At 60.0% G+C, this 12,634-nt stretch carries 11 protein-coding genes; all 11 read left to right on the top strand.

The window, feature by feature from the left end:
• Positions 1-298: 298 nt before the first annotated feature.
• The 11 genes from JMJ97_RS03080 (at position 299) to JMJ97_RS03030 (ending at position 12,621) form a co-directional block, all read left to right on the top strand.
• On the top strand, positions 299-1,381 hold the full coding sequence (locus tag JMJ97_RS03080) for a DMT family transporter (protein WP_260699125.1): 1,083 nt from the start codon (positions 299-301) through the stop codon (positions 1,379-1,381).
• A 183-nt stretch (positions 1,382-1,564) separates the two neighbouring features.
• Entirely contained in the window at positions 1,565-2,488 is a 924-nt protein-coding gene (locus JMJ97_RS03075) for a PTS sugar transporter subunit IIAB (protein WP_260699124.1), read from the top strand.
• Positions 2,489-2,524: 36 nt separating this feature from the next.
• Entirely contained in the window at positions 2,525-3,319 is a 795-nt protein-coding gene (locus tag JMJ97_RS03070; RefSeq protein ID WP_006235136.1) for a PTS mannose/fructose/sorbose/N-acetylgalactosamine transporter subunit IIC, read from the top strand.
• 13 nt (positions 3,320-3,332) lie between these two features.
• Positions 3,333-4,166 carry a PTS system mannose/fructose/sorbose family transporter subunit IID gene (locus tag JMJ97_RS03065; protein WP_035136780.1) on the top strand — a complete coding sequence of 278 codons (834 nt, stop codon included), beginning with the start codon at positions 3,333-3,335 and terminating at the stop codon, positions 4,164-4,166.
• A gap of 198 nt (positions 4,167-4,364) precedes the next feature.
• The gene (locus JMJ97_RS03060) at positions 4,365-5,348 is read left to right on the top strand and encodes an SIS domain-containing protein (RefSeq protein ID WP_260699123.1); all 984 of its coding nucleotides are present in this window, start codon (positions 4,365-4,367) and stop codon (positions 5,346-5,348) included.
• Between the two features lie 156 nt (positions 5,349-5,504).
• Complete coding sequence (locus tag JMJ97_RS03055; protein ID WP_260699122.1) at positions 5,505-6,134, top strand: HAD family hydrolase; 630 nt, start codon at positions 5,505-5,507, stop codon at positions 6,132-6,134.
• 356 nt (positions 6,135-6,490) lie between these two features.
• The gene (locus tag JMJ97_RS03050; protein WP_040359122.1) at positions 6,491-7,498 is read left to right on the top strand and encodes a YitT family protein; all 1,008 of its coding nucleotides are present in this window, start codon (positions 6,491-6,493) and stop codon (positions 7,496-7,498) included.
• A gap of 220 nt (positions 7,499-7,718) precedes the next feature.
• Positions 7,719-8,438 (top strand): GntR family transcriptional regulator, encoded by a 720-nt coding sequence (locus JMJ97_RS03045; RefSeq protein ID WP_055310102.1) that lies wholly within the window; start codon positions 7,719-7,721, stop codon positions 8,436-8,438.
• 332 nt (positions 8,439-8,770) lie between these two features.
• Entirely contained in the window at positions 8,771-10,750 is a 1,980-nt protein-coding gene (locus tag JMJ97_RS03040) for a RecQ family ATP-dependent DNA helicase (RefSeq protein ID WP_260699121.1), read from the top strand.
• Positions 10,751-10,752: 2 nt separating this feature from the next.
• On the top strand, positions 10,753-11,508 hold the full coding sequence (locus tag JMJ97_RS03035; RefSeq protein ID WP_260699120.1) for a GntR family transcriptional regulator: 756 nt from the start codon (positions 10,753-10,755) through the stop codon (positions 11,506-11,508).
• Positions 11,509-11,652: 144 nt separating this feature from the next.
• The gene (locus JMJ97_RS03030; protein WP_260699119.1) at positions 11,653-12,621 is read left to right on the top strand and encodes an SIS domain-containing protein; all 969 of its coding nucleotides are present in this window, start codon (positions 11,653-11,655) and stop codon (positions 12,619-12,621) included.
• The last annotated feature ends 13 nt before the right edge of the window (positions 12,622-12,634 follow it).

Below are 12,634 nucleotides of genomic sequence, written 5' to 3'. Positions count from 1 at the left end.
TCACGAGCGGGGGCTCCTGTCGTTTCCGTGCCTTCGGATTGGGTCATAGTGTCTGACTTATGCTCAACCAGCGGCGCCTTAGACGTTGGGAACGTTCCTTTTCTGCCGGCAGTTGGGGACAGTCCTAGTCGTTGGGGGGCGTTCTTGAATGACCAGTCATTTAAGTGCGTCCCCAATGACTACCCAATGAGTATGTGGGGAGCAGATTTTTCCGCTCGCCGATTTGTGTCTTGAAAAATGTATATAACGACTATAACGTAGTGTGAAACATATTGGAAACAATACCGAGGAGGCTGCGTTGAAGAAAAGCAATCTGGGCTATGTGCTGGTGCTGATCGCCGCGCTTATGTGGGGCAGCATCGGAATCTTTGTAAACGGCATTGCGGCCATGGGCGTTTCGTCTCAGAGCATGGCGGCCTTTCGCTTGTTGGTCGGAGCGCTTATCTTGGCGCCGGTCCTGATGTTTATGGGCTGCCGTCCGGGTGAGGGGTCTACCGTGGCTCAGGGTCCCCTGACGCTATTCAAGGCAAGCCCCAAAGAGCTCGTCCCCTGCGCGCTGGTCGGTATCGTCGGTTTAGCCGCCGCCAACACCTGCTATTACGAGTGCATGCGCGAGGTGGGTATGTCTACGGCCTCGGTGCTGCTCTACACCTCGCCGGTGTTTGGCGTCATGCTCGGCCGCGTGCTTTATCGCGAGGACGTGACCCCCAACAAGCTCGTTGCCATTGTCTTTAACATCGTTGGCTGCGTGCTTGCGGTGACCAATGGCGACCTTTCCGGTTTTCATTTTTCGGTTTGGGGCGTCACGTCGGGCGTGATTGCAGGCCTTTGTGGTGCGTCGCTCGCGGTGTTTAGCCGGATAGCAACCAAGACGGTCCACCCGCTGGCTGTCACGTTTTGGGGCTTTGTTTTTGGCGGTGCGGTTATGGCGGCTATCGCGGCTCCGTGGCCGGATGTCGCCGCGGCAATGTCGCCACAGCTGCTGCTGCTGTTCCTTGGCTTTGGACTCATCCCCACAGCCGTGGCTTACATCTTATATATGCAGGGTCTGTCCATGGGGCTCGAGACATCGAAAGTTCCCGTCGTAATGTCTTTCGAGACGGTCGTCACCGTACTGGTGGGCATTGGTGTCTATGCCGAGCCCGCCGGCGTGATCAAAGTCCTGGGCATCGTGCTGGTGCTCGCGTCCATCCTGATTATGAACACCGACTTCTCCAAGCTGCGCAACAGTGTGTTTGTCGGTCATGTTGTTGAGAGCATGACCTTTAAGCCCAACGCGTGGTGGACCGAAAAATCTCAGGACATGGATCTGTTTAAGGAGCGCACGGGCATTGCGCTGGAGCCCACCGTGCAGGAAAGCCCCTGGTACTTCGTGCGATAAGGGATTGCGCGCAGGGTCTGACCTGGGGTTATCCAGCCCGCGTCGGACTACCCGGCCCCAACGTTTCAAGTACGTTAAACCCGTCAACGGTCGATTTTCACCCGCGAACGGTCTTTATACTAATTAGCAATATAAGCAACGTATAAGACGTTATAATGACCATAACGAAAAGGAGGAGGCAAGATGAATCAGATCATTCTCGCATCTCATGGCGGCCTGGCCGCAGGCGCCAAAGACACGCTCGAGATGGTTCTCGGCGACGTGTCGAACGTCCACGTCGTGTCGCTTGCTCGTGACGACAAGGAGCCCATCACCAATAAGGTGGACGCCATGATCGCCACGTTTAACGCGGACGACACCGTCTATGTGCTGACCGATATGCTCGGCAGCTCGGTCAACAACAACATGGTCGAGCTTTCCAAGAACGGCACGAAGTTCACGGTTGTCAGCGGTTTCAACATCCCGCTGGCGCTTACGCTCGCTATGAGCCCCGTCCCCGTCAAGGGCGCCGAGCTCGCGGCCCTCATCAACGAGGCCCGCACCGGTCTGACCAACCCCAACGCACCGGTCGAGGCCGCCGCGGCTCCCGCCAAGAAGGCCAAGGCGTCCCGTCACAGCTCCGGTCCCGCCAAGATCGTCCTCGCACGTCTTGACTACCGTCTGCTGCACGGCCAGGTCGTCTTTACCTGGACCACCAAGGTTCAGGCCGAGCGCATCATCGTCGTCGACAACGCCGCCGCCAACGATGACATCAAGAAGGGCGCTCTTAAGCTGGCCAAGCCCCAGGGCGTGCGCCTGAACGTCTTCACCGTCGAGCGTGCCCTCGCCAAGATGGACAAGCTCAACACCCTCGGCGAGCGCGTCATGTTCGTCTTTGGCAACACTGCCGAGATGCTGCAGTTCTGCCAGGGCTACAAGCTCGACGCCATCAACCTGGGCGCCACCGCCAACCACGACGGTGCCGATCAGGTCGGCGGCAAGGACAGCTCCGTCTTCCTCGACGCCAACCAGAAGGCCGACGTCAACCAGCTGCTCGACATGGGCATCAAGCTCTATGTCCAGCAGACCCCTACGTATCAGAGCGTCGACATCGACGCCAAGCTGTAATCAACCAGGCTTTTGCCTGACTGAAAGGAGAAGGGTATGAATACGTTCATCAGTGCGGTGCTCGTCGGCCTCGTCGGCGTGTTCTGCATGTGGGACTCCCGCCTGCTCGGTCGTCTTAACTTCGAGCAGCCCCTCGTTGGCGCTACGCTCGTCGGTCTGCTGCTGGGCGATGTGCCCACCGGCCTTGCCGTCGGTGCCGCCGTCGAGCTCGTGTCCATGGGCCTGGTGCAGGTCGGCGCCGCCGTTCCGCCCGATATGGTCCTGGGCGGCATCGTGGCCGCTGCCTTTGCGTGCCTGACCGATGCTTCCGCCGAGACCGCCATGACGATCGCCATCCCGGTCGCCGTCCTGGGTCAGCTTCTCGGCATCGTGTTCCGTTCCATCATCGCCGCCCTCACCCATGTGGCAGATAGCGCGATCGATAACGGAAAGTTCAAGACCGCCTACCGCATGCACATCTGCGCCGGCTCCGGTCTGTACGCCGTCATGTACTTCCTGCCGATCTTCCTCGCCGTCTTTGTTGGCACCGACCTGGTTCAGGCCATCGTCAACATGGTTCCCGAGTGGCTGTCCACTGGTCTTAACGTTTCGACCAAGATCATGACCGCCTACGGCTTGGCCCTGCTGCTCACCATGATGATCAAGAAGGGTATGACTCCGTTCCTGTTCATCGGTTTCCTGCTCGCCGCTTACCTCAACCTGTCCGTCATCGCGGTCGCTCTGATCGGTGTGTGCCTGGCTGTCGTCTTCATGGGCTTCAAGTTCAACGGTTCCCATGCAGCCGCCGGTGTCGATTCCGACTACGATCCGCTCGAAGACGACGAAGACTAAGGAGGAACACACTATGGCAACCGCAACCAAGGACGTGTCCCTGAACAAGAAGGTCAGCCAGTTCTTCTGGCGCTCCTGGGCCATCCAGGCCTCTTGGAACTACGAGCGTCAGATGAACATGGGCTTCCTCTACGGCATGGTTCCCACGCTCGATCGCCTCTATCCGGATGAGTCCGACCCCAAGCAGCTCGCTGCTAAGAAAGAGGCTTACCACCGTCACATGGCGTTCTACAACTGCACCCCGCAGACGAGCGCTTTCATTCTGGGCCTCTCCGCCTCCATGGAGGAGGAGTACGCCAAGGATCCCGAGAACTTCGATCCCGATTCGATCAACGCGGTCAAGACCTCCCTCATGGGTCCGCTTTCCGGTATCGGTGACTCCTTCTTCCAGGGCACCATCCGCGTTATCGCCTTTGGCCTGGGCGTTCAGCTGGCTCAGCAGGGCTCCATCATGGGCCCGATCCTGGCCATGCTCATCTCCATCGTCCCCTCTGTGCTGATCACTTGGTTCGCAGCCAAGATGGGCTATCAGGGCGGCCACGAGTACCTGAGCAAGCTTCAGGGCGGCGACCTCATGGAGAAGCTCATGTATGTCTGCGGCATCGTGGGTCTTATGTCCGTGGGCGGCATGATCGCTACGCTGATCGGCGCTACCACCCCGCTGCAGTTCGCTGAGGGTACCGTCGTTATCCAGGACATCCTAGACGGCATGATGCCCCAGATGATCTCCCTTGGCCTCACCGGCCTTATGTACTGGCTCATCAAGAAGAACGTCAACACCGGTTGGCTTCTCGTGATCGCCATCGTGGGCGGCATTGCCCTCTCCGCGGCCGGCATCCTGGCCTAGTCGCGATCAAGCGTCTAATCGCTTTCCCCGGGGAGCCTGCCTGACATCCCATACCCCAGGCAGGCTTCCATCCCTAAATGTGTCAAAGGGACAGTTCCTTTGACACATCCTCAACGGGCCGGCGACTCGGTCCAAACCACGGTAACCCTGCGAGCGCTCGGCAATGTGGCGCCGCAAAAATCGAAAGGAATGTGTCAGATGTACGAGATCGACCTTAACCTCCCTAAGCAGATCGTCGCTGACGTCCTGTCCAACCACGAGATCCACAGCGTCGCCTTCGTCGGCTGCGGTGCTTCCATGTCCGACCTTTACCCCGCCAAGTACTTCCTGGCCAACAACACGGACAAGCTGAACGTTCAGATCTTCACCGCTAACGAGTTCAACTACGACACGCCTTCCTGGGTCAACGAGCACACCTTCGTGATCACCTGCTCCCTCGGTGGCTCCACGCCCGAGACCGTCGAGGCCAACAAGACCGCCAAGAAGCACAATTGCCCGGTCGTCTCCCTCACCAACAAGGCTGGCTCCGCCCTGACCGTCGACGCTGACTACGTCATCGTTCACGGCTTCCACGCCAACTTCGCTGCCAAGTGCGAGAAGCCCGGCTACGCCATCGCTCTTGCTGTCGAGATCCTTCAGCAGACCGAGGGCTATGACCACTACGAGGACATGATCACCGGCCTCACCAACGTCTTCGATCTCTGCGAGAACGCCGCTCAGCACTGCAAGAAGCTCGCCAAGAAGTTCGCCGAGGACTTCAAGGACGACAAGATGATCTACTTCATGGCTTCCGGTGCCTCCGAGAAGATGGCTTATTCTCACGCCGCCTTCCTGTTCACCGAGATGCAGTGGATCGACGCCGCCGCCTACAACACCGGCGAGTACTTCCACGGCCCGTTCGAGGTTTCCACCGAGGGTAAGCCCTACGTCTTCTTCATGTCTGATGGCGCTACCCGTCCGATGGACGCCCGCGCCCTCACCTTCCTTGAGCGCATGGGCGCCAAGGTCGCTCTGATCGACTCCAAGGACTACGGCCTGGCCGACGCCGTGCCCGCGAGCGTCGTCACCTACTTCAACCCGCTGCTGCACCTCGCCGTTATGCGCGAGTACGGCAACCAGATCGCCGAGGCCCGTCAGCACCCGCTGACCATGCGTCGCTACATGTGGAAGCTTTCCTACTAATCACAAGTAAGTAGACCTTACGGGTTGATTGAGAGGGGATGGGGTTTTCGCCCCGTCCCCTTTTTGCTTTGGGGGCGTGTCTGTCGCGCCGCAAAACCCCAGATAAAACCTACCAAAATAAACCTGACCCTTTTTGGCAGGTGGGAGGAGATGCGTATGATCAAGGCAGTGCTGTTCGACATGGACGGCGTGCTGGTCGATACCGAGTGGTTCTACAACCGTCGTCGCGTGGCGTTTATGGAAGAGAAGGGGTTCCACTTTGACGAGATCCCCGATCTTTCGGGGTCTAACGAGCCTGCCATTTGGGAGGCGCTGGTTCCCGACGATATTGAGCTGCGCGAGCGTCTGCGCGTGGAGTACAAGCAGGTCTACAGCCCGGACCACCCCGTTCCGTATGCCGAGCTGCTCAACGAGCAGACGGAGCCGGTGATGCGCGAGCTGCACGAGCGCGGTGTGAAGTGTGCCATCGCGAGCTCGTCCTATCGCGAGCTGATTGATGAGCTAGTGGAGATCGCTGGCATTGCCGATGTGCTGGATTACACCATCAGCGGTCACGAGTGCAGTGCGTTTAAGCCCGACCCCGAGATCTACCTGCGTGCCATGGAGGCGCTGGGGGTGGAGCCTGCCGAGTGCCTGGTTATCGAGGATTCGCCTTTAGGCATCGAGGCCGGCAAACGCTCCGGCGCCCGAGTCCTGGCGCTGCGTCCGCACGAGGGCGTCAACCTCGATCAATCGCAAGCCGATGCCGTTATCGATAATTTGACCGACATTTTGGCCGCTTTGTAGTGTCAATCCGCCGCGAGAAGCACGGGTTCAAACGTTTTTTGCGGTGGACTGGCTCAATTTGGTTTCGATTTTGATCCGTATGGCTTCGATTCGGACTAAGTGAGTAGACTTTTTGGCGCAGGCCGAGCACAAAGTGCATCTGCTCTAGTAAAACCGCAGGTCACAGGGGTGGCGGTTTTGGGTGTGCTCGGCAGATCGTAATAAGTCTACTCACTTGTAATTTGGGCCTTTGGTCGTGGGGGGTTGCTGGTCCCGCTTTGGTTGTCGAGAGAGGGTGAATTGAAGCGCCCCCGCACGCTCCATGCTACAATCGCGGACATACCCCACAACTACATCTGCCTTCGAAAGGAGCCTGCGTGGCGAACGCCATCGATCAGCTCACGGACCGAGTGCTCGTACTCGGCCGCCTCACCATCGTCCGCCGCGCTATTACTGCCGTGGCGGTCACGATTTCCGCCGTTCTCCAGACATTCCTGATCCAGGCGTTCATTCAGCCCGCCGACTTGCTTCCGAGCGGCCTCACCGGCGTTGCGGTCCTGCTCGATCGCGTTACCTCGCTGGGCGGCGTTCACATCGACATCTCGCTCGGTATGCTCGCGCTCAACATCCCCGTGGCGCTCCTATGTTGGAGCGGCATCAGCAAGCGCTTCGTCATCTTCTCGATGATGCAGGTCGTGCTCTCGTCGCTGTTCCTCAACGTCTTTCACTTCGCTCCATTTTTGGGCGACAAGATCATGCTAATCATTTTTGGCGGCGTGGTCTCGGGTCTGGGCGCTGCCATCGCACTTAAATCCGGCGCATCCACCGGCGGCACCGACTTTATCGCGCTGTGGGTCTCCAACCACACGGGCAAGACCATCTGGGGCGTCATCTTTGGTTTCAACTGCTTTATCCTGGCGATCTTTGGCTTTATGTTTGGCTGGGACAAGGCGGCGTATTCCATCGTGTTCCAGTTTATTTCGACCAAGACCATCGACAGTTTCTATCGTCGCTACGATCGCGTGACGCTGCAGATCACGACGCGTAAGGCAGACGAGGTCATGACTGCCTACGTAAACCATTTTCAGCACGGCATTAGCTGCGCCGAGGTCGTCGGCGGATATAGCCGCGAAAAGATGTACCTGCTGAACACCGTTGTCTCGACCTACGAGAGTCAGGACATTATCAAGCTGGTGTGCGACGTTGATCCCGGCGCCGTGATCAACGTGTTCCACACGCTCAACTTTGTGGGCGGCTGGTGGGGTGGTCATGTCGACGAGCCCATGCCCACGGCCGTTCCCGATCCCGACAAGCCCGCACGCATGGCCAGCAGGCAGGCGCGCCTCAGCGAACAGGACAGCCTGCAGCAGGACGACGGCAAGTAGGGTATTGGCATTTTGCCGGTCCTGCGCAACCCATCCGAACGAGCCCCCCCGAAAGCCCCGTTGCTTTCGAGAGGCTCTCGTTTGCCCAGATAAAACCTACCAAAATGAAGCTGTCGCTTTTTGGTAGGGAGGGTGTATCGTTTTATCATTATGAGGTAATATGAAACTAGACGTTATATACGTATTAGTTATTTCGATATTTCGATAAGAGTGATTAGATATGCCTGCGCCCAAAAATGCACCGCTTTACCAGCAGATTTACGACGAAATCAAGGATGCGATCGAGAAAGGTGTTTATGCACCCAAGGAGCGTATTCCGTCCGAGCTTGAGCTAGCCGAGCAGTACGACGTGAGCCGCATTACGGTGCGCCGCGCCGTCGAGGAGCTGTGCTCCGATGGCTACCTGGTTAAGCAGCAGGGCCGTGGCACCTTTGTCTCCACGCCGCACATCAATCGCCAGTTTCACGCCTCGACGCTGCAGACGTTTACCGCGCTGTGTGCCGGCAACGGCATGAAGGCCGGTGCGCACGTGATCGATCGCCAGATCGTTCCGGCGCGCCAAAACGAGATGGAGTTCTTTGGCCTGCAGAAGGATGCGCTGCTGCTGCATATCAAGCGCGTGCGTACGGCCGACGGCGAGCCCATCTTTGAGGAGAACATCTTTGTGCCGTTTGATGCCTACCGTGAGCTGTTGACGGCCGATCTTGAGGACAAGTCGATTTTTGCCGAGGTCGAGCGTGTTGGCGGAACGCCGATTGTTTCGGTTGGCTACCGCACGGTCGAGGCCGTTCGTGCCAATACCGAGCAGGCGGCCGAGCTGGGCATTGCTCCGCACGATCCGCTGCTCAACCTGCGCGCCGGCTTCACGGGTCCCAATGGCGAGCCGGTCCTGATGGGTAAGCAGTACTACGTGGGATCGCGCTACGTTATGGTCATGTAGCTCTAGTTGCGCGGTTTTCCAAACCGCGCAACGGCTCGACGCTGCAAGCCCGCCAGAGCGGCAATCTGCCTTTCAACTTCGGCGGCATGACCAGAAGGTCAATGCCGCCTCGTTTCAAGGCACCTTGCTCGCTCTGGCGGGCTTTCGCTGTCCGCGCCAAAACATCGGCGTTGCCGGGCCGGCACTTGGGGACGTTCCTTTTCTGCCGGCACCTGGGGACACTCCTTAGCCGTTGGGGGCGTTCTTAAACGACTAGTCTGGGCGGCGGCCGTGTGCTGCTGTCCGCGTGGCGGCGTATAATCGGCGGCAGATGACTTGAACGTTAGGAAACCATGACCGATAGCATGCAGCAGATGGCGCTCGACACGCTCGGCGCCTATTTTGGCTACACCTCGTTTCGCCCGGGACAGGACCGCATGGTCGATGCGATCCTTGCCGGTCGTGATGCGCTGGGTGTTATGCCCACGGGCGCCGGCAAGTCCATTTGCTACCAGGTGCCCGCGCTCATGCTGCCCGGCATCACCTTTGTGGTGAGTCCGCTGCTGTCGCTTATGGAGGACCAGACCCGTGCGTTGCTCGCGGCGGGTGCGCGACCCAGCTATCTCAACTCCAGCCTTACTCCGGCCCAGCAAAACACCGTGCTCAAGCGGGCGCGCGAGGGCCGCTACCAGCTTATGTATGTGGCGCCCGAGCGCTTGCTCGAGCCGCGTTTTTTGGCCTTTGCGCAGGAGGCTGCGGGTTCCGCCGGCATTGGCGTGCCGCTCGTGGCCATTGACGAGGCCCACTGCGTGAGCCAATGGGGCCAGGATTTCCGTCCCGCTTACCTGCAGATTCGCGAGTTTATCGATTCCCTGCCGCAGCGCCCCATCGTGGCGGCCTTTACCGCTACGGCGACCGAGCGTGTGCGCGCGGACATTCAGCAGATGCTTGGCCTGCAAAACCCCGCGACGGTAGTGACGGGCTTCGATCGCAAGAACCTCTACTTTGGTTGCGAGGAGATGGGCGACAAGGCCAAGACTGCCTGGGTGCGCGACTACGTGATCGCGCATTCGAGCGAGAGCGGCATCGTGTATTGTTCGACCCGCAAGACAGTTGATGCGCTGGCGGGCGAGCTTGCCGAGGCACTGGGCCCCAGCGGCATTCGCGTTGGCCGCTACCATGCCGGCATGGGCAACGACGCCCGTCGCCAAAGCCAGCGCGCCTTTATCGACGACGATATCCAGGTGATGGTTGCCACCAACGCCTTTGGCATGGGCATCGACAAGCCCAACGTGCGCTACGTGATCCACAACAACGTGCCCGAGAGCATCGAAGCCTACTACCAGGAGGCGGGCCGCGCCGGCCGCGATAGCGACCCGGCCAGCTGCTACTTGCTGTGGAACGGCAACGATTTTCGCATGCGCCGCTTTCTGATCGACCGCGGCGATGCTGCCGATGAGGCGCTCGACGACGAGCAGCGCGCGTGGGCGCTCCAGAATCGATATCGTCTGCTCAGCCAGATGGAGGGCTACTGCAATACCACCGGCTGCCTGCGCGAATACATGCTGCGCTACTTTGGCGACGAGGCCGCGGCCGAGCATGCCGCGGCCAGTACGGGCGGCACCGCCACGGACGACGTCGAGAGCTGCGGCAACTGCAGCAACTGCCTCACGCAGTTCGAGGTCGAGGACGTCACCGATATGGCCCGCGCCGCCGTGCGCTACGTGGCCACGCGTCCCATGCGCTTTGGCAAGTCGCTCATCGCCGATGTGCTCCACGGCGGCAACACCGAGCGCATTCGCCAGATGCATCTGGACGAGGACCGCGGCTACGGTGAGCTGTCGAGCGAATCGGTCGGGCGCATCAAGGACATCATCGGCCAGCTGTGCGGCCGCGGTTATCTGGCCACCTCGCAGGGGCAGTACCCGGTCGTGGGGCTGGGTCCGCGTGCCGTCGAGGTTGAGGATGAGGCGTTTGTCTTTACCGTTAAGCGTCGCGCGTCCAAGCGCAAGGCCTCGGCTCGCGCCCGCCGTGCGGTGGATCTGCTGCGCGAGGAGGCCGAGCTGGATCAGCGCCCGCGTGTGGGTGACGATGCCGAGCTGTTCGAGCGCCTGCGTGCCCTGCGCAAGGAGATTTCGACCGAGCTGGAGATGGCGCCGTACATGGTCTTCTCCGACAAGGCCCTGCGCGGCTTGTGCCGCCTACGCCCGCAGACGCGCGACGAGCTTGTCCAGGTCAACGGCATCGGCGAGAAAAAGGCCGACGCCTTTGGCGAGCAGTTTATGGCGGCGATTGAAGAGTTTGAGTCCGATCATGCACGGAATGGAGCATAACGATGGCATCCGACGATAAAACCGAGCGCACTGAGGTGTCCGCCGTGCCGCTGTACCAGCAGGTTATGGACGACCTGAAGGGCGAGATCGCGCGTGGCGTGTACACATCCGGCTCGCGTATTCCTTCTGAGATGGAGCTCGCGAAGTCTTACGGCGTGGGACGCGTCACCGTGCGCCGCGCCGTCGAGGAACTGTCGCGCGCAGGGTATCTCAACCGCCAGCAGGGGAGGGGCACGTTTGTGTGCGCGCCCAAGCTCAAGCGCAAGATTGTCCAGAAGGGTGACGTCCAGAGCTTTTCCGAAGGTTGCGCTGCCAACGACATGGTGGCCGGAGCGCGCCTGGTGTCGCGCACAGTGGTTGCGGCGACACGCGAGGACGCGGCGTTTTTTGGGGTGGAACCCGGCTGCGAGCTCATCGTTGTCGAGCGCGTGCGCACGGCAGACGGCGTGCCCGTCATGCTCGAGAACAACGCCTTTGTGCTGGCCGATCATCCCTATCTGCAGACGCTTGCCGACAAGGACCTCACGGACAATTCCATCTTTGCGCTCGTTGCCGAGCATTCGGGCCGTGCGCCGCTCAAGTCCGACCCCTGTACGGTGGAGATTGCGCTTGCCGATGCTCAGGTGGCCCCGCTGCTGGAGGTGCCGGTCGGCGAGCCGCTCTTCTATATGGAGGCGTACTTTACCGATGGGGACGGGCGGCCCTTGCTGCTCGGACGCCAAAAGATCGTGGGCTCGCGCTACGTGTTCGACATCTAACGTCCATAGATAGAACAATATAGAACAAGTTTGGTGGAATGGCTTCACGGACGTCGTCGTGCGTGCTATAAATAGGACAACATAGAACGACTGCAGGTACGAGCTACAGTCGTTCAAAACCGCCACACAAGAAGGGGCATCACCATGAACGCACACGATCTGATTCAGGAAATTATCGAGCGCAAGGGCAAGATCGAGAACGTCTTTTGGATCGCCTGCGGCGGTTCGATGATCGACCTGATGCCGGCCAATGAGCTGCTCAAGCGCGAGGCCACCACGTTTACCTCGACGGTCTACACGGCACGCGAGTTTTGCCTGATGGCCCCCAAGAGTCTTGGCGAGAAGTCGCTCGTCATCGCCTGCAGCCACAGCGGCAATACGCAGGAGGTCGTCGATGGTTGCGAGATGGCGCTGGCAGCCGGCGCCGAGGTCGTGGCCATGACCGACTGCGAGGGCTCCAAGATCGATAACGGCAAGTGGACCACCTGGATCTATCCGTGGGGCGAGGGCGTGCCGCAGGCCGAGGTCCCGCAGGGTATCGGCGCTCTGATCGCCGCCGAGCTGCTCGACCAGCAGGAAGGCTACGAGGCACTCGCCGACATGTACGAGGGCCTCAAGCAGATGGATGCGCTGCTGCCCGCCGCCCGCGAGAAGGTCAACGCCGAGCTGGGCGCCCGCTTTGCCGAGCTCTGTCAGCAGCACAAGTTCTTCTATATCCTGGGCTCCGGACCCAACTTTAGCCAGACCTACGCCATGGCGATCTGCTCGCTCATGGAGATGCAGTGGCAGCACTGCTGTTATATTCACTCCGGCGAGTACTTCCACGGCCCGTTCGAGGCCACCGAGCCCGGCGTGTTTTACTTTGTGCAGCTTGGCGCGGGGGAGTGCCGCCCCATGGAGGAGCGCGCGCTGGCGTTCCTCAACACGCACACCGATACGGTTATGGTGCTCGATGCACTCGAGTACGGCGTGGGCGAGGTGCCCGTCAGCGTGCGTTCGTACCTGGAGCCGATCTTCTTCTACAACATGAGCTGCGAGCTGCGCGCCGCCCGCGGAAAGGTGTTCGACCACAGCCCCGAGATTCGTCGCTACATGGGCATCGAGCAGTACTAGGTAACGGGAAAAG

This window comes from Collinsella aerofaciens, assembly GCF_025289055.1.
Lineage (GTDB): Bacteria > Actinomycetota > Coriobacteriia > Coriobacteriales > Coriobacteriaceae > Collinsella.
This window is presented reverse-complemented; position numbering and strand designations above follow the sequence as displayed.

Coding starts and splice junctions, on each gene's coding strand:
- JMJ97_RS03075 (WP_260699124.1), top strand. CDS start 1,565: ATGAATCAGATCATTCTCGCATCTCATGGCGGCCTGGCCGCAGGCGCC.
- JMJ97_RS03070 (WP_006235136.1), top strand. CDS start 2,525: ATGAATACGTTCATCAGTGCGGTGCTCGTCGGCCTCGTCGGCGTGTTC.
- JMJ97_RS03065 (WP_035136780.1), top strand. CDS start 3,333: ATGGCAACCGCAACCAAGGACGTGTCCCTGAACAAGAAGGTCAGCCAG.
- JMJ97_RS03060 (WP_260699123.1), top strand. CDS start 4,365: ATGTACGAGATCGACCTTAACCTCCCTAAGCAGATCGTCGCTGACGTC.
- JMJ97_RS03055 (WP_260699122.1), top strand. CDS start 5,505: ATGATCAAGGCAGTGCTGTTCGACATGGACGGCGTGCTGGTCGATACC.
- JMJ97_RS03045 (WP_055310102.1), top strand. CDS start 7,719: ATGCCTGCGCCCAAAAATGCACCGCTTTACCAGCAGATTTACGACGAA.
- JMJ97_RS03040 (WP_260699121.1), top strand. CDS start 8,771: ATGACCGATAGCATGCAGCAGATGGCGCTCGACACGCTCGGCGCCTAT.
- JMJ97_RS03035 (WP_260699120.1), top strand. CDS start 10,753: ATGGCATCCGACGATAAAACCGAGCGCACTGAGGTGTCCGCCGTGCCG.
- JMJ97_RS03030 (WP_260699119.1), top strand. CDS start 11,653: ATGAACGCACACGATCTGATTCAGGAAATTATCGAGCGCAAGGGCAAG.